Annotated in this window: 14 protein-coding genes and 2 tRNA genes; 4 read left to right on the top strand and 12 right to left on the bottom strand. The window is 49.6% G+C overall.

Features of this window, described 5'->3' with window-relative positions; translation table 11 throughout:
- Window positions 1-47 precede the first annotated feature (47 nt).
- From KB559_RS10640 to KB559_RS10605, 8 genes are all read right to left on the bottom strand, one after another.
- The gene (locus KB559_RS10640) at window positions 48-5,021 is read right to left on the bottom strand and encodes an S-layer homology domain-containing protein (protein ID WP_211021712.1); all 4,974 of its coding nucleotides are present in this window, start codon (window positions 5,019-5,021) and stop codon (window positions 48-50) included.
- 137 nt (window positions 5,022-5,158) lie between these two features.
- Window positions 5,159-5,971 (bottom strand): carbohydrate ABC transporter permease, encoded by an 813-nt coding sequence (locus KB559_RS10635; RefSeq protein WP_211021711.1) that lies wholly within the window; start codon window positions 5,969-5,971, stop codon window positions 5,159-5,161.
- Between the two features lie 15 nt (window positions 5,972-5,986).
- Entirely contained in the window at window positions 5,987-6,769 is a 783-nt protein-coding gene (locus KB559_RS10630; RefSeq protein ID WP_211021710.1) for a carbohydrate ABC transporter permease, read from the bottom strand.
- Window positions 6,770-6,933: 164 nt separating this feature from the next.
- The gene (locus KB559_RS10625) at window positions 6,934-8,262 is read right to left on the bottom strand and encodes an ABC transporter substrate-binding protein (RefSeq protein ID WP_211022169.1); all 1,329 of its coding nucleotides are present in this window, start codon (window positions 8,260-8,262) and stop codon (window positions 6,934-6,936) included.
- A gap of 109 nt (window positions 8,263-8,371) precedes the next feature.
- Window positions 8,372-9,181, bottom strand: a complete 810-nt coding sequence (locus KB559_RS10620) for an HAD-IIA family hydrolase (RefSeq protein WP_211021709.1) — start codon at window positions 9,179-9,181, stop codon at window positions 8,372-8,374.
- A gap of 229 nt (window positions 9,182-9,410) precedes the next feature.
- Window positions 9,411-9,983 carry a glycerol-3-phosphate responsive antiterminator gene (locus tag KB559_RS10615; RefSeq protein WP_211021708.1) on the bottom strand — a complete coding sequence of 191 codons (573 nt, stop codon included), beginning with the start codon at window positions 9,981-9,983 and terminating at the stop codon, window positions 9,411-9,413.
- 816 nt (window positions 9,984-10,799) lie between these two features.
- Window positions 10,800-10,888, bottom strand: a tRNA-Ser gene (locus KB559_RS10610).
- A gap of 7 nt (window positions 10,889-10,895) precedes the next feature.
- Window positions 10,896-10,971: transfer RNA gene (locus tag KB559_RS10605), tRNA-Asn, on the bottom strand.
- Between the two features lie 208 nt (window positions 10,972-11,179).
- Here KB559_RS10605 and KB559_RS10600 point away from each other — a divergent pair.
- Together KB559_RS10600 and KB559_RS10595 are read left to right on the top strand one after the other, a co-directional pair.
- Window positions 11,180-12,451 carry an MFS transporter gene (locus KB559_RS10600; RefSeq protein ID WP_211021707.1) on the top strand — a complete coding sequence of 424 codons (1,272 nt, stop codon included), beginning with the start codon at window positions 11,180-11,182 and terminating at the stop codon, window positions 12,449-12,451.
- Window positions 12,452-12,548: 97 nt separating this feature from the next.
- Window positions 12,549-13,115 (top strand): ArsR/SmtB family transcription factor, encoded by a 567-nt coding sequence (locus KB559_RS10595; RefSeq protein WP_211021706.1) that lies wholly within the window; start codon window positions 12,549-12,551, stop codon window positions 13,113-13,115.
- Here the strand turns inward: KB559_RS10595 and KB559_RS10590 are convergent.
- Entirely contained in the window at window positions 13,074-13,304 is a 231-nt protein-coding gene (locus KB559_RS10590) for a hypothetical protein (RefSeq protein WP_211021705.1), read from the bottom strand. The genes KB559_RS10595 and KB559_RS10590 overlap by 42 nt on opposite strands.
- A gap of 36 nt (window positions 13,305-13,340) precedes the next feature.
- Window positions 13,341-13,802 (bottom strand): SprT family protein, encoded by a 462-nt coding sequence (locus KB559_RS10585; RefSeq protein ID WP_211021704.1) that lies wholly within the window; start codon window positions 13,800-13,802, stop codon window positions 13,341-13,343.
- A 100-nt stretch (window positions 13,803-13,902) separates the two neighbouring features.
- On the opposite strand from KB559_RS10585, the gene KB559_RS10580 reads away from it, so the two are divergent.
- Both KB559_RS10580 and cmpA read left to right on the top strand, forming a co-directional pair.
- Window positions 13,903-14,256, top strand: a complete 354-nt coding sequence (locus tag KB559_RS10580; RefSeq protein ID WP_211021703.1) for a hydrolase/acyltransferase — start codon at window positions 13,903-13,905, stop codon at window positions 14,254-14,256.
- Window positions 14,257-14,352: 96 nt separating this feature from the next.
- Complete coding sequence (cmpA, locus tag KB559_RS10575; protein WP_211021702.1) at window positions 14,353-14,487, top strand: cortex morphogenetic protein CmpA; 135 nt, start codon at window positions 14,353-14,355, stop codon at window positions 14,485-14,487.
- A gap of 126 nt (window positions 14,488-14,613) precedes the next feature.
- Here cmpA and KB559_RS10570 read toward each other — a convergent pair whose 3' ends face one another.
- Both KB559_RS10570 and KB559_RS10565 read right to left on the bottom strand, forming a co-directional pair.
- Window positions 14,614-15,087: a pullulanase-associated domain-containing protein gene (locus KB559_RS10570; RefSeq protein WP_211021701.1), complete on the bottom strand. Its 474-nt coding sequence runs from the start codon at window positions 15,085-15,087 to the stop codon at window positions 14,614-14,616.
- Complete coding sequence (locus KB559_RS10565; protein ID WP_282103152.1) at window positions 15,084-19,694, bottom strand: AMP-binding protein; 4,611 nt, start codon at window positions 19,692-19,694, stop codon at window positions 15,084-15,086. The genes KB559_RS10570 and KB559_RS10565 overlap by 4 nt, the downstream gene beginning before the upstream one ends.
- Between the last annotated feature and the right edge of the window lie 6 nt (window positions 19,695-19,700).

Here is a 19,700-nt window from a genome sequence, read left to right as displayed (position 1 = left end):
CCGCCTCTCCATATTGAGTGACGGAATGCTAATTAAATTTAAACAGGTTATTTAATATACCGGGCAATAATAGCCGCTACTTCCCCCCGGCTAATATTCGCTTTCGGCTTCATCGTGCCGTCAGGATAGCCGGAAATTACTCCGGCTGCGGTTAAAGCTTGTACAGCCTGTGATGCCCAGGCCGATACCTGTGCCTTATCCTTGAAATCAGATCCCGTCTTGCCATTTGGCATCATTAGGTCTGATTTGATCGCTTTGTACAAAATCACCATCGCTTCTTCTCTCGTAATCTGTTGGCCGGGCTTGAAGGTTCCATCCGGGAATCCGCTGATGAGTCCGGCCTGCTGCAGCCCGTTTACGTACTCGGCATACCAAGCGCCTGCCTGAACATCCTTAAAGCCGGTGTTGGCCGAAGATCTCTCTAGTCCCAGCATCCGGAAAATGATGGCCGCAAACTCCGCCCTGCTTACCAGGCGGTCCGGTTTGAACGTGCCGTCCTCGTAACCGGTCATGAGACCTTGCTCCGCCAGACGTTGAATCGAAGCAGAAGCCCAGTGTCCGGCCACATCCGCGAACACAGGCGAAGGAGTTACCGGGCCCCCATTTCCGACGTTAGTGTTGCTGCCGGAACCGGCGCTTCCGTTGTTTACACCGCTACCTCCATTATTGCTACCATTACTGTTGTTGCTGTTATTGCTATTGTTTCCGTTATTGCTGTTATTGCTGTTATTGCCATTGTTTCCATTGTTTCCATTGTTTCCATTGTTTCCGTTGTTCCCGTTGTTGCCGCCTCCGTCTCCGCCCCCGCCCGGAGCTCCGCCGCCATCTCCATTACCGGATACCTGAATCAACACCGGCTCCGTGTAAATATCGTAAACCTTCTCGGCATCCAGCGAGGCTGTGTACCGCAGCAAAGCATACGTCCGGCCCGGCTTGTTCGCCGTAATCCGGCTGCGATCATCTTCATCCTGCTTGACGACTCCGCTGTTATCCAGAAGCACGATCTCCGGGCTGACCGTTTTTTGGTTGCGGCTGTAACTCTCTACGATAGTCGATAACTGAATACTCTCTCCCTGTTTAAGCGTTACCTCGGTTTGCTGAGGCGTCAGCAAAATGTCCCAGTCCTTCGCCCAAAATGCGTAATCCGTCGTGATGCCGAACACACCCAACATAAATATCGATTTAAATTCGGCATTGTTGTTGTAAGTCCAAGGCGAAACGATCAGGCCGCGATGGTGAGCCGCCTCCATGAACTTCGGCCCGAGCCCGCCATAGCTGGTGTTCAACGTGCTGTCATACTGCTGCATCACTTTAAACGTCTCCCGAAGCGCGCCGTTCACCCGGTTCTCGTTCGCATATCCGCCGGTCAACAGTCCAAGCGGCATGTCGGGCAGCTGCTCGGCAAGCCGGGTCAATTGGTTCGTATCGAACGACATGACATTGATCAGATCCTCGGCATCTTTTTCTTTCACCAATTTCACAAAAGCATCCACTGCCGCCGGCGTACCGGTTTTGATTTCGGCGTAAACCATGGCGCCCCGTTCCCTGGCCAGATCGATCTGTTCCTCCAGCGTCGCTATTCTTGCATCGGGATAATTGGTACCCGGTACCTGCTTCACTTTTAGCTTCCGCAGCTCTTCCAAAGTCATGTTTTCCACCAAACCCGTTCCATGGGTCGTCGTATCTACTACGCTATCGTGAATAATGACCAGGTGACCATCCTTGGACAGATAAATATCATTTTCAATGTAATCCGCGCCGACATCCAGGGCAAGCTCATTGCTGATGATCGTGTTCTCGGGAGCAACCGAAGGCATTCCCCGGTGTCCGATAATATATGGCTTGCGAATGAGCGTAGTCTCATGGGAATACACCTGAAGCGCCCGTCTGACCTCCGCCGGTGACTTCGCTACAATCCCATTGACGCCTGCCGTTATCAGGCGGTGCAGGTTCACATACTCCTCCTGAGTTCCTGTCCCCTTTCCTTCTTTGGCCCAAACCATCATGGTCCGCTGCTGAAGATATGCGACATTGTCCTTAGTCGCCGCAGCCTGAGACAAAATCACAATCTTTGCTTTGCTAAGCGTGGCCTGTTTCCGAATATCCATCAGCTCTTCATCATTAGCCGCCTTCACTCCGCTGAAATCGACGATCCCGCGGATCATCAAGTACGCTTCCCTGCCCTTTTTCACTAGATCGGGGTTATCGGATACGATAAAGGCATCCTCCAAATCGATGTCTTTCAAATAATCCGTCAAGGCGGTTACGGTTTGTTCGTCCTTGACGTAAAAAGCCGGAATCATTACCGTTCCAATCTTCTCAATCGCTTCCTGCAGGCTCATGATGACTTTGCTGCCGCCAGGAGTCGTCACGTTGAGGTCTTTATTCACATAAATAAAGAGAGTCGCAGGCATTTGACTGCGGTTTAACCCGTTCAACTGCTCCGCACTTTCCAGTTCCGTGATGATGGATGGAGCAAGCGCAATTCTGGTGTCGGTCTCGGCTACGGAGACGAAACGTTCTTCGGGCAGCGGAGGCAACTCTTCCAACTGCAGCGTGACCCGGAGATTATCCACCTTCATGACGCTGCCGTTCGCCTGCAATCCGATGCCGCCTTTCAGATAAGCCCCGGCATTAGCCGTATTAATCAGCACTTTATCGTTGATCGATTGCATGACTCTATCGCCATAGGACGTAACGGAGTAATGATACATTTTGTCCGGGCTAATCTTTTCGGAAAAAGCGGCTTTATTCATGACGTTCCACTCATTGGTCGGCGTTCTTTCCGCGAATTCCACTCCGTTGACCGCCGTTGCATTTTGCCGGACGGCCATTTGATAGTAAGGGGACCCGCTGCCTTGCGGATTCTGAATCCGGTACATGATGGAGTGCCACCTTGCCAGATCATTGGCTGCGAGATGCGTCACATCCGCCTCGATTTTGTAATCTCCAAACAGCGATAAGTAATCCGGAAGCAGCACTCTGGAAGGATTGTCCGGGGAGGCGCTTGCCCGGATCTCGAAAGCGCCGGCTTTTACGGCCGCATTGGCTTTCGTGGTCCCTTCGATTCTCGACCAGCCGGACGGCAGCTCGCCTTCCGCTTCCTGATCAAAGTTATTTTCATAGAGTACGTACTCGGCATCTCCTTCGTCTTTCACTACAATCATCAGCTTCACTGCGGCCTCATCCTTCTTGCCGACAATGGAATAGATTCCTTTCTGACGAGGAACCAGCTTTCCGTCACGGATCTCCACATTACTCTCGTTTGAAGTCCATTCTAGCTCAGCGCCGGTTATGGACTTCTCAGTAAAATCGTTAAACTTGGCCTCAAACTGTAATTCGGACAGGTCAAGCTCCTTGCCCGTTTCGGCCAGCGTATATCCGGTTTCATGGGCAAGGGAGGTTACGGCTGCTCCTTTCGAGCTTGGCGTAACCGTTACTGAACCGGACCAATCCGCATTAGCGTAAACTGCCGTTAGCGTCACCGTTCCTTCTTTTACCGGATACAGCATGCCATCGCTTACCTTTACAATGCTTTCGTCCGAGGAATAGAACCGGAGCTTCCCGGCCTCCAGCGGTTCTGTCAAACCATCGGAATAGTAGACGCTGCCTGTTACCGTTAAAGGCCCTGTCAATGCTTCAATGGAAGCAGGCACTTGTAGACGCAGCTCATCCGCCGTAATGCGGGTAACCTTCAGGTTGTCAAAGGAAACCGTGCTTTGGTCGGCCTGGAACCCCACTTTCCCTCGGGCCAACAGGTCCGTAGCAAAGCTCTTGTCGACCAGAAGCTTGTAATCCTCATCCTCTTTGGCTTTGATATATTCCTTCACGTTATTGTCAAACACCCGAACCTTGAAGCTATAGTCCTTTCCAACTTCCAAAGCTTCCGAAGGTCCGCTGGCGATTACCGACCAGCTGTTATCCGGCTTCCGGTAAGCCACCTCATACGTGCCGTTCTGCCGGACAGCCATTTGATTATAAGGAGCTTTGCCATCCGACGCGCCCCGGAACATAAGGGCAGCCCATCGGGCGGAATTTAGCACACTGTCAAAGCGGACATCGGCTTCGAGTGTGTAATTGTCCCATTGGACTGGAGCGCTGATGCGCCCCTGCTGACCGGACGCCGTCCCGGAAAACGTCATTCTGCCGTTGCCGTACGTATCCTGAACGACCGAAAACGGTGTGCTGCCTCCGTTCACGTCCGAAATCCAACCATATGGAATCTCTCCGTTTCCATAGGCATCGAAGTTCTCCTCAAGGAGCACCGGATTCACGATCCCTGAAACCGGCTGATCATCGGTTAGCGTCAGCACCCCGTAGCCTTGCGTATTGTTCCAGAAGGAGCTGGATTGATACGCGCTCCAGGCATTCACCCGCTGCTGGGACGTGTCGGCCCCATACCGGTCGGTTGCGGTCGCCTCGAAGCCCACCTGCTTCTGGATCACTGGATTCATCTCCAGCATGCTCCAAGGTACTGCGGCTTCCAATGACCAGCCGTTATCGGTCGTCCGAATGGCTCTCAGGACGTTCTTCTCATCCTTGGCTCCATGGTTCCCTAGCGCTGCCCCGAAATGAAACTGAGGCGTGGCCGAACCCGGCTTGTAAACAAAGCCCGCCTGCATGTCGCTGTTCTGGAACGGAGCCGACTGATGAAGACTCGGATCAAAGAACAGACTCACGCTATCCTGCTCGAACCAGGAGCCTGCCGCGTCCGACATCAAGGCATCATCCTGCATCTCCATTCCAATATATAAATACTGATTATCCCAAAGCAGACCCAGCTTGGCCGCAGTATTCAGTCCTTCTCCTAATGGAACTTCGAGCGTCTCCGTCAGGGACCAAAACGATTCATCGAACTTGCCGTCAATCACCGGCGCAGTCAGCGTTTTGGACACATTCAACTCTTTCCGGCTTGCTTCCGCCGCTGCGGCTGTTGAGGGAGGCTGGACCAGGGACATGAAGGTATTCCCGAGAAGTGCGGTAAGCAAACAGATACTCAAATACTTTGTACGTGTTCTCATTGGCTTTCTTCCTCTCTTATCGCGGGCAAAAAACGATAAAAACCCTTCATCCAACAGGAAGGAATGCGCAAATAAGCGATCTTCCGTTGCATAAAGGGTTTTCTCCACGTCTCCTACCCCGGTTTATTCGGTTTGGTTTACTTGATACCGGCGTGCATGAAGCTCTCGACAAACTGTTTCTGAAAAAAGAAGAATGCGATCAGCAACGGCGCAATGACCATCATTGTAGCTGCAGTAACCGTCCCCCATTGCGCCCCGGTCTCGAAAGACTGGGCGAAGATGGCGATCCCGACGGTCAGCGGCCGGTTATGAACCGAATCCGTGACGATAAGCGGCCACATGAAATTACTCCAATGGGTGCTGATCGAGATCAGCGCAAAAGCGACATAGGTCGGCCTCGCGGAGGGCAGGTAAACATGCCATAAGCTTTGCCACCACCTGCATCCGTCAACTCTGGACGCTTCATCCAGCTCGTAAGGAATCTGCTTGAAGGTTTGCCGAAGCAGAAAGATACCGAAGGAAGAAGCCCAGAACGGAATCATAATCGCCCATTTCGTATCGATAAGATGAAGCTCCTTCATAATCGTATAATTGGGAAAGATCAAAATATCTGGCGGAATCATAATTTGCACGAGAAACAAGATGAATAGCAAGCCTTGGCCCAGAAATTGCAGTCTGGCAAATGCATACGCAGCCAGCGTGGCCGTCAGCAGCTGTACTATCAGTACGCCTGCGACGATCAACAACGTGTTCCAGTAGTACACTGGAAAGGGTATCGTCTGCCAAGCCTCCGTGTAATTGGCAAACGTCGGCTGCGTCACGGCAAACGGATTGGACCGGGTCAGCATTTCGCCGGCCGGCGTAATCGAAGTTACTGCAGCCCAGACCAAGGGAACTGCGAAAATGAGCGCAAGTATGGATATGGCGATTTGGTTTAACAGGCGATGCATCGCTTTGACTCCTCTCTAATAATGGATCCGCTTGTCCAAATATCCGTAATAGAAGATCGAAATGACCAGCAGAATGACGAGCAGAATCACAGTCAATACAGACGCCTTGCCCATATCCCAGAAGCTGAATGCCGTCTCATAAATATGATATAACAGCAGATTGCTCGCATTGTTCGGGCCGCCCTTGGTCATGATGTACAAATGGTCGACCAGCTTGAAGGAATTCGTCGTCGCAATAATAAGGACAAACAAGGTGGTCGGCATGACCAGCGGCAGCGTAATCGTTCTGAATTTCCGGATCGGTCCGGCTCCGTCCAATTCGGCGGCCTGATAGACCTCTTTCGGCAGAGCTTGAAGACCGGCCAGGAAAAAGATCATGAAATACCCGGCTTCCTTCCAGATCAGCATCCCCATCATGGAAATGAGCACCCATGAAGGATTGCCCAACCAGCTTGGACCGTCCACACCGAACAAGCCCAGAAATTTATCGAGCAACCCGTAATCCGGCGTATAAATAAACAGCCAGATGTTCGCAATAGCAATCATGGGAATCAGTGTCGGATAAAAGAACGCCGCCCGGATCAAGCTTCTTCCCCGCAGTTTACCGTTGACCCAAACCGCCATGTATAACGCAAGCAGAATGCTTACCGGCACGGTCACAAGCGCAAGCAGCACGTTATTGCGAAGTACTTTTAAAAACACCTCATCCCGAAGAACTTGCCCGTAGAGCTCCAAACCGACAAAGTGTCTTACGTTCATGACGGATTCATAAAAGCTCCAATCCAACACTTTTATCATGGGGTAGAATGTAAAAATCACTAGAAAAATAAGCGAAGGAAATAGCAAGGCATAGGCCAGAATGTTGTCCTTCCAACTGTACCTGCGGAATGCTTGCAGCAAGTGCCGTGTCACAAAGTCTCACTTCTCTCTTTACGTTTTACGTTCATCGGTTCCCCGATTTCTTATTTGCGATATTTCTTCAAAATCTCGTCCGCCTGTTGCTGCGATTTCTCGAGCGCCTCTTCCGGCGTCATTTCCCCAAGCAGCGCGGATTGAATATTATCGTTGAACAATTTCGTTACCTGTCCGTTTTGATAGGTCGACAGCTCGCTTGAAGCGTATTCCATCTGATCTCGCGCTACCGCAGCTTGCGGGAAGCCGGCAACATAGTCCTTCAGAAGCTCCGTTTCATAAGCGGCTTTGGTCGTTCCTACATATCCGGTATCGATGGACCACTGCGCTACGCGTTCCGGCTGCGTAAGGAATTCGATGAACTTCACGGCAGCTGCTTTGCGCTCTTCAGGAATGTCTTTGAACACATACAAGTTTCCGCCGCCCGTCGGCGAACCGTAATTTTTGTTCGCAGGCAGGTAGGCAACCCCGAAGTCGAATTTCGCATCGGATTTTACCTTGGACAAATTCCCCGTCGTATGGAACATCATTGCTGTTTTGCCGCTGATAAAGTCGGAAGGGACAGTGGCCCACTCCAAGATGCCTTCCGGCATAACTTTGTCTTTGCGGCCCAAATCAGCATAGAATTGCAAGGCTTCTTTTACTTCCGGTTTGTTGAAATAAACTTCTTTGCCGTCATTGGATACGATGTTGGTGCCGGTCTGCAGGGACAGCGCTTGAAGCATCCAATATTGATAGCCCGTGCTCGGAATTTCCAGACCCCACTGACTTACCGTGCCCGCGCCATCTTTGACGGTCAGCTTTTGAGCATATTCCTTTAATTCGTTCCAATTGGCCGGCGCTTTCTCCGGATCCAGGTTCGCCGCCTTAAACATATCTTTGTTGTAGTACATGACAATCGTGCTGCGCTGGAAAGGTACGCTCCAGACCTGGTCGCCGGATTTGGTGTTGCTCATAAAAGCTTCATAGAATCCGTTAAAATAGTCCTGTGAAAAACGAGGAGTCAATTCTTCGAGTGCGTTCATTTCCAGCAGGCTGTACAGCTCTGTCGAGAGCAGCACGGCCAAATCCGGCGAATTCCCGCCTTGGACCGCCGTCACGACTTTCGTCATCGTATCCTGGTAGCTGCCCGCATAGATGGGCTTTACGGTAATCGATGGATTTTCCTCGTGGAAATCGGCAGCCAGCTTATCGATAAAGCCTGTAATCGGCCCACCGACCGCTACTGGAAAATAGAAGCTAAGGTCGACCGGTTTTTCCTCCCCGCCTCCAGTTGATTTGTTGTTCCCTTTCGAATCTTGTTCCGCTGCCGAGGCAACGCTGTTTCCGCTGGCACCTTTACTGTTTCCGGCATTTCCGCAAGCCGAAAGCAAGAGCATCACGGCAATGATGAGAAGACTAAACTTCTTCACGTTATTCCCTCCTATTTTTATGAAGCTTATATTTGCTCCTTCATCTAAGGACGAAGGTTATTGCCTGGGTGAAACATCAAATGGTTTCCAACCGGGTTTCTTCCAAAATGTCGTTTATAGAAGAGCAAATGTAATCCGGGTGAATTCCCGTCGAGCGAACGGATTCCCGGGAGTCTACGCCGGAGAGGACAAGCGCTGTCCGCATGCCGATACTTTTACCGAGCATGATATCCGTCTCCAGCTTGTCTCCAACCATCAGGCATTGCTCGGGGGGCGATTTCAGCTTCTGTAAAGCGTAAGCAGCGTAGTGCCCTGAAGGCTTTCCGACGGTGTCGTGGGCTAACCGGTTACCTGCCGTTTCGATCGCTTTGACGAGCGCCCAGGTATCGGGGATTACCCCGTCCTCCATCGGACAATACGGATCCGGATTTGCGGCGATAAGAAATGCCCCGTTCCTTACGGCGTTTACGGCGGCCGTCAGTTTATCGAAATCCAAGGTGCGGTCCAGCCCTACCAGAACATGAGTTGCGTGGCTCGCTTCGCCGGTGACGGCAATCCCGCTGCGGGTCATCTCCTCGCGCATGGCTTCATCTCCGAGAAGGAGTACTTTTGCGCCTGAAGCATAATTCCGGAAGTACATCCCGGCAACGGACAGAGCGGTGATCACTTCCTCCGCGGTGCAGGCAATGCCGAAGCGCCCGAGCTTGTCCCTCACTTCTTCTCTTGTGTAAACCGTTGTGTTCGTGGCGAACAGGACCGTTTTCATCCGCTCCCGCAAGCCTTCGATCGTGGAGGCCGCGCCCTCCAAAACCCGATTCCCTACATAAATGGTGCCGTCGAGGTCAAACAGATAACTGGAAAAATCACTCAAAGGGATCTGCTGCATTTGTTTCCCAAGCTGCTCCTTTCAAACAAAATAACCCTTGCCCGAAAAATGAGATACGGAAGCAGACCATCTGGCGGCCTTACCGTATCATCATTACCGAACAAGGGTTTTCTCCTGGTCTCAACCCGATTATCGCAGTAACTATGGTACAAGATTAGTATATAACCGAAATATCAAGGGGGTATCAAGCCATTGTTATTGTAATGTAAAACGCTACTATTGCTTTTTACTAATGCAGCCCTACCTTTAATGATGCCTCCGCATGCTGCCATATCAACGGGTCTCCGCTGGAGATATAGTCCGCGCCGCTTTCCAAAGCCTCGACCATTTCATGTTCATGACGGATGAGCCCGCCAACGATCAGGGGTTGTTTAATCAAGGCTTTTAATTCGCGAGTCACCCGGGGCATTAAGCCGGGCATAAGCTCTACTTCATCCGGATTCGTACTGTTGATCATCCTTACAGCCGTGGTCATGGCCGCAGTATCGATCGCGAAGATGCGCTGAATGCTCTTGATGCCAGCCTGCTTCGCTGCCGTAATGGCGCTGGATTTGGTCGTAACGATGCCATCTGCTTTGAATTTATCGCACAAATATGCGATGGAATGAGCATCTCTCCCAAGTCCCGAGATCATCTCGATATGGGCATAGACCTGTTTGTCCGCCTCATGAAGCTGGCGGATATACTCCTCAATATTCCCGATATGCCCGATCATCAGATTGACGCGCTTCACATCGCTTTGCAACACTTGTACAAATTGCTCTTCCTTCGTTACCGAAGCGATGATTGGATAATGTCTCATTTTCCCACCTGCCCTATGATTCTTGTCTTGTCCTGTCTTTAGTCTAGCAATAAACTGTTTGAGCAGTATTAACGAAACCTGCCAGTTTTTCTTTCAATTTTAGGATAAGGTCGCCGAACCGGGATTCTCTCACTTCCCTTGCCCGGCCTTCTTAACTTATTTGTACGCTAAGTATTTCAAATAGGGGACTTTCAGGCTTCTATTTAAGCCAAATCACGGTTTCAAGCAGAAATAGCGCCTTTTTGGGTCTTATTTCTTTAGATTGCAGGAGAAAGGGGGACAATGCCCTGTTTTGTGGCCAAATAGCGTCCTTTTAGTCCTCTATTGCTCTCAAAATAGCGAGTTTCTCCGATATAAGACCCATTTTGTCCCTAATGTTATTAATCCAGCAGCAGTTAATGCTCCCATTCCGGCGCCCCCTCTTGTGAGGGTTCTCATCCCTATGCAAAAAAACAGCCCGCCGATTTCATCAGCAGGCTGTTTTGTCGTTGTATTTCAGAACGGAGAGAGAGGGATACTCTCCCGTTGGTCGAGACTGCGAAGCTATTCCTCACGATGTCTAAGCTCCGGCGCCCCCTCCTATGAGAGTTCTCATCCCTATGCAAAAAAACAGCCCGCCGATTTATATCAGCAGGCTGTTTTGTCGTTGTATTTCAGAACGGAGAGAGAGGGATACTCTCCCGTTGGTCGAGACTGCGAAGCCATTTCTCACGATGTCTATGCTCCGGCGCCCCCTCCTGTGAGGGTTCTCATCCCTATGCAAAAAAACAGCCCGCCGATTTCATCAGCAGGCTGTTTTGTCGTTGTATTTCAGAACGGAGAGAGAGGGATTCGAACCCTCGCACCGCTTACGCAGTCTAACCCCTTAGCAGAGGGTCCCCTTATAGCCACTTGGGTATCTCTCCAAGAAAATGGCTCCCCGAACAGGACTCGAACCTGTGACAACTCGATTAACAGTCGAGTGCTCTACCAACTGAGCTATCAGGGAACATTGAGAAAATTAAGATCAGAACATGATTAAATTTAACACGTTTCTGCAACAAAGTCAACAAATGCAGCCCTAAAATGCTCTCTGAGTAACCGTCACAAACTCTAAAAAAAATTTCATTTTAGGGCTTGAAAAATTCGATCTCAACGTTAAAATATATTTAACGTTAAAATTATTTTAACGAATTTCAATCAAAGGAGCTGCTGTGATGCGTGCGGAAGCATTAACTAAACGAAAAAGTATTACGAATGGATTATCGGGACTTACCAAACATAAGTCGTTTATGTATTTACTGATTTCAAGAACCATTTCCCGGTTTGGGGATTCCATCGATTCCATTGCCTATAGCTGGATGGTTTATACGTTGACCGGGTCCAAATTGATGATGGGGTCGCTGTTTGCTCTGAACTTTGTACCCAGCATTATGTTCAGCTTTTTTACGGGCGCTCTCGTGGACCGCTGGTCCAAACGCCATGTCGTTTTGTTTACATCCCTGGGCCGGGGCCTGCTGGTTATTCTGACCGCTGTCTTATATGGATTGTCTCTACTACAGCCTTGGCATCTTTACGTGCTTACCTTCCTCATCTCGACTCTGGAATGCTTCACCGCACCGGCTGAAATAGCGCTGGTCCCGCGTCTTCTTCCTAAAGAAAAGCTGCTTAGCGGTAATTCCATCAGCACAACGGTTTCACGGGTTTCGGAGCTCGCCGGCCTGGCTGTAGCTGGGGGGATCATTGCTATTGCCGGTATATCCGGCGCCATTTTAATTGACGGATTGACCTTTTTTGCAGCGGCAGCCTTCATCTTTATGATTAAAGTTCCAGCCGAAACTGCCGAAACTCCTGTTTCCAAGGTCATCGAGAAGACGAGTCTGCTGCAGGAGATCCGGATCGGTTTTAAATTCATTTTTGCTAATAAGTTAATTCTCACCATCGTGCTTATAGCCGCCTATGTAAATTTCTGTCTATCCCCCTATAACGTACTCAATCCTGTTTATGTCGATGAAATATTGAAATCGGGCCCCGTCGGGTTGAGCTTGCTTGGAATTACGCTCCTAAGCGGCATGGTTGTCAGTGGAATATGGCTCAGCCGCAAAGGCGATTCTTACAAAAAAAGCCGGCTTATTATCGCCGGGTATATGCTGCTTGGCGCAAGCTATGCCCTTTTTTACCTGCCAGCTTACTTACCGATTCCCCCGCTTTACCTGGCCCCACTGTTCAGCTTCGGGATGGGCATAGCAGTCCCTTTGGCTAGTACGCCCTCAACAACGTATTTTATGGAGACGGTCCCGAAAGAACTGTTGGGGAGAGTTGGCGCATTGTATAGTATGATATCTAGTTGTGCAATACCGCTTGGAAGCTTGCTGGCGGGAGTGATGGGGGAACAGATTCAAATCCATGCGCTCTATCTGTGCTTCGGACTGTTCCTGATCATACCGGGCTTCCTTCTGATGAGAAACCGAAGCTTTATGAAGCTATAAACAACCGTTTCTCTTTGTATGCCGTCCCGATCATGCGTTATACTTAAACTCAACAACTCCAAATCGTCAGCTTTGGATCAAATTCGGGGGCAGGAACATGAAAAAGGAACTCAAATCATTGGAAGAAATCCGCATTTATTCCGATCCGTACCGCATTCAAATTATGAATGAATTCCAAAAGTTCGGCCGTCCGGCAACTGTTAAAGAGATTGCCGACTCACTGGGCGAAGTCCCGGCCAAGGTCCATTATCATGTGAAGAAACTGGAAAGCATCGGACTTGTGTCCATCGTGGATACCAAACTGGTGAACGGGATCACCGCCAAATATTATGCGCCGTTCAAAGGTCAGATTGCGATCAAGAAGAGCGAGTTCGACGAAACCGTGCAGCAAGTATTTCAATCCGAAACTCAAAAGCTGCTGTTCAATCTATTCGAAGAAAGCAAGAAGCGCTTTTTACGGGCCAACCAAGGTCCTTCTCCCGAGGGGACGCTGATGACTCACGATGTTTTTTTGACCAAAGAGGAAGCCGCAGAACTAACAGCTTTGATCACTGAATTCTGTGAAAAGCATCAGAACAACGACCCATCCGCATCCCGCGAGTACTATGAAGTCTTTTTTACCCTAGCCAGAAACCAGGGACCCGAGCCTTCCGGGGACAAATAAAAAAGAACCATCATCTCCATAAGAGGAAATCCGGTTCTTGTACTTGCTGCTATTCAGTTGCTCCTGCTTGCTCTTCGTCTTTCTCATTCTCATATCCGCGAAGGCGAATGGGCTGCGGCTCAGCTCCGGATTGCGTTTCCCTTCCCGGACCAGCTTTTGGCGCATTTTTTGGGCTTGCGATTTGGCCATAATGATCTCACTCCTTACAATTTACATTCCACTTCATTATAACATATTCAGTTTTAAGACACCCCGGCATCTGCCGCAACGGTAACGGTCCGGGTCCACCCGGCGTTTACGAAGATATTCCATTCCGCAGTCCGAGCAAACCAGCCTATACCGGTAAGGGAGGCTTTTACGATTCGTCTGGCCCGGCAGGGATTGGCAGAAGCGGCTTCCGTCGACTTTCTTCAACAGGGCCTTAAATTCGGGATCGCGATGCTGGTACCCTCTTCCGGATAGATGCAAATGGTAGTGACATAGCTCGTGCTTAATTATTTTTTCCACCTCATCCGTTCCGTAAGCTTCCAATTGGGCCGGGTTGATTTCGATATGGTGGGTTTTCATAAAATACCTTCCGCCCGTCGTTCTAAGTCGTCCGTTAAACCTCGCCTGATGGCGGAACGGCACCCCGAAACTTCGCAGCGAGATCTCCTCGACCCATTGCTGAAGCTGCTTGTCGTTCATGTCTTCATCGTTCTCCTTTTCTGAGGATGTACTTGAATTTTAACTTCTCCTTACGCTACACTGTCAAGTAGGTATAGAACGAAAAGGAGAATATCTTGACATGGCCGTTATGAGATACGTCATTTTACAGCAGGATCAGAAACTATTGTTCGTGGAAATGCCCGGCGATTACGCCTATCAGCTGAGCGCGCTGAATTTGCGCCTTAACAAAGAGATCGATAAGCTTACGGCAGAGCAAGTGCCGGTTTTACCGCGGGCGATCGCGGAATGCGACCGTCTCGATCTGCTCCAGGAATCGCTGCAAATCACGAGCGGATTGGAGTATATTAATGAGCTTGAGGCGGCATTCACCGCCATCCGGGAAGAGAATTACCCTCTCGTCTCCCTGCTCACGGAAATTCGTGCCCTGCAAGCTCAATTGGAGCAGTGGTACGAAGAGGAAGGCATCGTCTAATTCATTCTTTCATTTTGCAGAACCCTCTTGGACCTGCACGGTTTCCGGCATTCACCCATATGCTACCTACAAAGAATGCCGGAGGAGGAGACCCTGTTGCCCAAATGGCTCAGCAACCAAATTATGCGCGCCTTCCATAAGCGCGACCGCCGCCAGATTGTTTTGCTCAATGATTGCTGGTTCTTTTATTACAATCGCCAGGGCGCGAATAACGAATCCAGCAACCTATAATGAGATTAAGCCCATACCGGACAAATAGCCTTACTCCATCATGACCACCCGTCCATCGGGTGGTTTGCTCTTGAATGCAGAGAGACGGAAGATAATAAATCTCCCGTCTCCCTCCATATTCCGATATTAAGCCGCCGCCACACGCCGTCTCCGCAGTTGCTCCATAACTGTAATGTAAATAATAGCAAGCAGCAAGCCTACAATCAGCCAAAGCATGGGGCCATTGCCCATCCCTTCAGCGCTATCCAAGCCACCGCCCATGACATGAGCTTCAGCCACGCCATTCACGACATCGATAAACTGATCCGAGCCGTCTTTGATCCAATCCTCGGTACTCACCAGAAACCCGACTTTGCTGTATTGACCGGAAAGCTCGATTTCCGCTGTTTTCATACCCTTCTCATCTACACTTGTGAATGGATAACGGGCCCCTTCATCACCTTCCCCCCATACCCACAAACTCCATTCCGTCGTATCCCCTTCCAACGGTTCATAGTGAATCACTACTTTGGTCGTATCTTTTCCCTCAGCTTGGACATAAGAGACCGGCAATACTAACCCCATCACTACCAACAAAGCTCCGATTAACCATGATCTCATTTTGACCACTCCCTTATCAGATCCAATTCATCCTGCACACCAGCAAACGCCTTCCGTTGTTTCGTCTCCAAACCATTCATTTCTGCCCACACCAATTCAATATTCCTTTGTAACTCTGCAAGCTGTATTTCATTCCTTCGGTCTACACCGTCCTGCAACTGATCGAACAGGTTACCCAAGCAATTTATTGAATCTTTCATAACCTCTATTAATCCTTCAAATGACTGTAGTTCCAGAAGAGGTTGGGCGTCCTGTAAGAAGTCTCTGAAGAAGATAAACGTATATTTCCACTTCCTTACCCAGAACATCACGAACAAATATAATTCCTCGTGGAATTCTTCATCCAGAGAAGCATCCTCAATCAGTTTAAGAAATGGCTTAAATGACGATAAACCTGTATAGATTAATCTTTTTTCCGTCACGAGCTCAAACGGTTCAGGTGAACAATAATGGTCGATATGTTTTTCCAAAATCTCGATTGCCAGCTGCTTGAATGGGACCTCCTGAAAATTCTCGAAACTGACGTCAAGGACAATCCTCTGCGCATTCGCATACCGGACTGGATAGCGTTTTAAAAATTCCAAACTTCCGGCGCCGGCGAAGGAACGCTTTAACTCTTCTTCAGGAATTGTTCCATAGAAATTATAAGTACTGTCGTAGACGGTATAGCCGTTCTGTGTATGGTCTACAAGCAAAAACATATGCGAATGGTGAATCCCATCTACATCGTTCTTGGAAATCCCTTGCTCTATCTCGAGTATTTTGGTTGCGAATTGATCCTCTTCCATTAAATAATCATGGGAATAGTTCAAAAAATAGGTCGTACCAACTCCGATTACCAGCTGACCTAAACTCATCTTCTCCTCGCACCAAGCCATACCTTCCTCAATCGAATTGAACTGTTTCGGCTTAACATCAATACCAAGTCTTCCAAGCAAGTCCAGACCCGGAATGTCACGGATATCATCGATTTGAAGCCGATCCTCCATTACCCCGCTTAAAGGAACGCTGAATACGGATATCCCTAAGCCAATACAGACCGGCAGGAAGCCTCTAGGAATAGGATAGCCCGCTTCGTACTGTATTTTGGTGTACATAGCTCCCATCATGCAAGGATAGTAATAAGGAATCTCTTGAATGTTCGCGCCAAAAGCAAGATTATATTTTCTGGCATCGGAATCCTCGGTGTTCGAAATTCCAACGGCCGCTTCATCCACTGTCCGCCATTCTCCAGCTTCCACGATTTCACGAACCGTACGATAACTGAGCATGTCCCTCAAACTGATCGCAAATGCATACTCATTGGCCTTCGCTACCACTTGTACCGCCTTTAGTGAATCCCCGCCCAAGGTATAAAAATCATCCGTAACCCCGATCCGCTCCACGCCGAGTACCTCTTCCCAAATTTGAGCAAGCATCTTCTCGTGCGAATTAACCGGTTCTTCATAGGAAACGTTCGTATATAGATGATCCTGTGGACCAGGCAGTGCGCCCCGATCAATCTTCCCATTCGCCGTTATGGGCATCACGGGCAATGAAACGAAATAGGACGGAATCATATAGTCCGGGAGCAGGCCGGACAAATACTCTTTTAATTCTCCAGAGAATTGCTCGCCGCTTAAAGTATAGTAAGCACATAACGATTTGCTGCCGCTCGCATCCGTCCAATCCGTGACCAGCGCTTCAAGCACGCAAGGATGCTTGAGAAGCTGTGCCTGAATATCTCCAAGCTCAATCCGGTAACCGCGAATCTTGACTTGATGGTCGCTGCGCCCGAGGAATTCCATCACGCCATTCGGCATCCATCTGGCCAAATCACCCGTTTTATACATTTGGGCTCCGGCAATCTTGCGCTCCCGGAATGGATCCGGAAGGAAACGTTCCTCCGTTAATCGAGGATCCGTGTACCCCGATGCCAGGCATTCGCCTCCAATGTACAAATCTCCGGGAATATACGGCGGACAAGGTTGGAGCTTTGAGTCCAAAATATAGTATTTCGCATTCTGAATCGGAGTTCCGTAAGGGATGCTCACCCAATGTTCCTCCACCTCGGTGACGGGATAATAATTCGACCAGACGGTCGCCTCCGTCGCTCCTCCAAGAGCTACTACTTGCACGTTAGGAAAATGCTTCTTCATGACATCCGGCAATGTCAATGGTATCCAGTCTCCGCTTAAAAATGCTAAACGCAGGTTCGGATTCGAAGCAGCAGCTGCTTCAGCATCGATTTCCATCAATAATGCAAGCTGCTGCAGGGCTGCCGGTGCGGAATCCCAGAACGTAATCGGCTCCGTACGGAGAATTTCAAGCAATCGTTCCCGATCGGATAGTTCTCCCTCCGAGGCAATTCGAATAGACCCCCCGGAAGCCAACATGCCAAAAATATCATAGACCGATAGATCGAAGCAGAGGGAAGTTACGAACAACAACCGATCCCCGGAACCGACCCCGAACGTCCGATTCACCCACTCGATGAGATTGATTACCGGGCGATGCCGGACAACTACGCCCTTTGGCGTTCCGGTTGTGCCGGATGTGAATATGACATAGGCCTCATGCTGCGAAGTTAATCCCGTAGCTGGATTCGAAGTTGGATAACGATCCAGGTGGAACCGGGTCCAGCTTCTTTTCCGGCAGCGTGTCATTGGGTAAACATCTTCTGCAAAGCTTGTCCCTTCCTTTTCCTTTGGTGAACCGATCTTCTTCCGAAAGACGAGATCGAACCGATACCCCAACTCGTTCGCAAAGCCTTCCCGCCTGTGCAACACTTCTGTATGGTCAATTTCAGGGATACGGAGCTGCAAGTCAGTAAAAAAGTCTTCATCAAAATATAACTCGTGATTATTTGCCCCTCTATCATTAGACGACATCCCATGCTCCACTCGATACTGACGTACACTTTCAAGGAAAGACTCTTTCCGCCGCAAGTCCATGATGTCCGCAACGATCAGGGTTCCTCCAGGCTTAAGACATCGCATCGCTTCACGAACCACTTGTTCAAAGTAGAAGTAACCTGGGAAAAACTGCGCCGTACTCGCCATCAGGACAAGATCAAAGCTCCCTGACTCCATTCCTTCAATCTGAAGCGCATAACCTTCTATCCACTCCATATGATTTAATCCAAGCTCCGCCGACTTGGCGGAGTTCATCTCCATCATCCGCCTGGATGGATCAAGGCCGACAAAGCGTTGAACCATGGGTGCGATGCTAAAGGCGATCAGTCCGGCCCCGCAGCCTATCTCAAGTACGCTGGACTGGGGGGTAACAAAAGGACGAGCCTGCCCGACAACCCGGTCGCGATATTCGTCCACCTCGGCTTCAGTGAAAGGAAGCCCGCTGTAGCTGCTAATAAAACCTCCCGCCGTGATGTAGTCCTTCGATTCCTCTGCGACTTGATCCCACAGCGCCCCCATCATTCGCAAGTTTTCTTGTTCCGCAGGAGGCATCGCCGCCTTCACATCCAGGTATACGACGTCCTGCAATGATTCAATGGTCCATATCAATTCCTGAAAAGGGCGCATGACGTCCTGTTTCGTGACGATGGTCTTGATCGGTAAACTTCCCAGTATCGTCTCGATTCTGGATTTTGGAAATCCCGGCTCGATCGGTACGTAGGCCGCGCCTGCTTTCAAAATCCCCAAGACGCCAACGATCATCTCAACAGAGCGGTCCAGCAGGACGGCAACGTAAGAGCCTGCTTGAATTCCTTGTTCCACAAGCAATGCGGCAAGCTGGTTCGCTCTTTCATTGAGCTCCCGGTACGTAACCTCCAAACCGCCCTCCGAACATACGGCGACCCCATCAGGAGTAAGCAGTACCTGACTTTCAATCATTTGCGGGATCGTCATTTCGCTGACATAAGCAACATCCGTATCATTGAAGGCTTCAATGAGAGCTTTTCCTTCCCCTTGCTCAATGAGTAACGCATGGGAAATCCGATTTTCCGGAAATTCCAAATACTGTTCCAAAGCAAATATAAAACTTCGGGCATAAATTTCTATAGCCTCAGATGCAAACAATCGCCCATTGTAATGAAAATTTATAGTGATACCATCGGACTGCTGATCCACTACAATTACAGCTTCATATTTTCCATTACACAACGACTGAATGTCTGCTTCACGATGCAACCCTGACATCGCAAAAGCCAGCGGGGTCGATAACGCCTCTTCCTTTTGCAGTCCCAATTGCCCGGCGATCTCTTGAAGGTCGACATATTGATGTTTATACCCTTCGGCAACGCTTTGTTTGACCCGTTCCAGCGTTTCTTTGAAATTGGCTTCGGACATGATCTGATTTCGAATAATGAGATGAGACCCTGATGATTCGTCTGAAGAAAGCGGAAGCACTGGGATCGTAAGCGCGATCTCCGACAGCCCCCCATTCACCTTTCCGATCCACGCCTGAAAAGCAGAGAATAAAGTCAAGAAAATGGCAATTTTCTTATTTTTACTGACCTCCGACAACTGAGCGGCTAGAGGAGTCGATAGTTCAATGGGGTAAGAAGCCTGTTCAAAGGCCGTTGTTTTGGGATACTGAACAGGTAAAGCCGAACGGGGAATTTCACCGGTTAAATGACTCAACCAATAACGTCTCCCAATTTCCATCTGCTC

The organism is Paenibacillus sp. Marseille-P2973, from assembly GCF_018101095.1.
In the GTDB taxonomy this organism is placed as follows: Bacteria; Bacillota; Bacilli; order Paenibacillales; family Paenibacillaceae; genus Fontibacillus; species Fontibacillus vini.
The sequence above is the reverse complement of the archived record's forward strand: the minus strand, read 5'-3'. Positions and strand labels throughout refer to the sequence as shown.

Excerpts from the sequence above, each read along its gene's own strand:
- KB559_RS10640 (WP_211021712.1), bottom strand. The coding sequence starts at position 5,021 with ATGAGAACACGTACAAAGTATTTGAGTATCTGTTTGCTTACCGCACTT.
- KB559_RS10635 (WP_211021711.1), bottom strand. The coding sequence starts at position 5,971 with ATGCATCGCCTGTTAAACCAAATCGCCATATCCATACTTGCGCTCATT.
- KB559_RS10630 (WP_211021710.1), bottom strand. The coding sequence starts at position 6,769 with ATGATAAAAGTGTTGGATTGGAGCTTTTATGAATCCGTCATGAACGTA.
- KB559_RS10625 (WP_211022169.1), bottom strand. The coding sequence starts at position 8,262 with ATGCTCTTGCTTTCGGCTTGCGGAAATGCCGGAAACAGTAAAGGTGCC.
- KB559_RS10620 (WP_211021709.1), bottom strand. The coding sequence starts at position 9,181 with ATGCAGCAGATCCCTTTGAGTGATTTTTCCAGTTATCTGTTTGACCTC.
- KB559_RS10615 (WP_211021708.1), bottom strand. The coding sequence starts at position 9,983 with ATGAGACATTATCCAATCATCGCTTCGGTAACGAAGGAAGAGCAATTT.
- KB559_RS10600 (WP_211021707.1), top strand. The coding sequence starts at position 11,180 with ATGCGTGCGGAAGCATTAACTAAACGAAAAAGTATTACGAATGGATTA.
- KB559_RS10595 (WP_211021706.1), top strand. The coding sequence starts at position 12,549 with ATGAAAAAGGAACTCAAATCATTGGAAGAAATCCGCATTTATTCCGAT.
- KB559_RS10590 (WP_211021705.1), bottom strand. The coding sequence starts at position 13,304 with ATGGCCAAATCGCAAGCCCAAAAAATGCGCCAAAAGCTGGTCCGGGAA.
- KB559_RS10585 (WP_211021704.1), bottom strand. The coding sequence starts at position 13,802 with ATGAACGACAAGCAGCTTCAGCAATGGGTCGAGGAGATCTCGCTGCGA.
- KB559_RS10580 (WP_211021703.1), top strand. The coding sequence starts at position 13,903 with ATGGCCGTTATGAGATACGTCATTTTACAGCAGGATCAGAAACTATTG.
- KB559_RS10570 (WP_211021701.1), bottom strand. The coding sequence starts at position 15,087 with ATGAGATCATGGTTAATCGGAGCTTTGTTGGTAGTGATGGGGTTAGTA.
- KB559_RS10565 (WP_282103152.1), bottom strand. The coding sequence starts at position 19,694 with ATGGAAATTGGGAGACGTTATTGGTTGAGTCATTTAACCGGTGAAATT.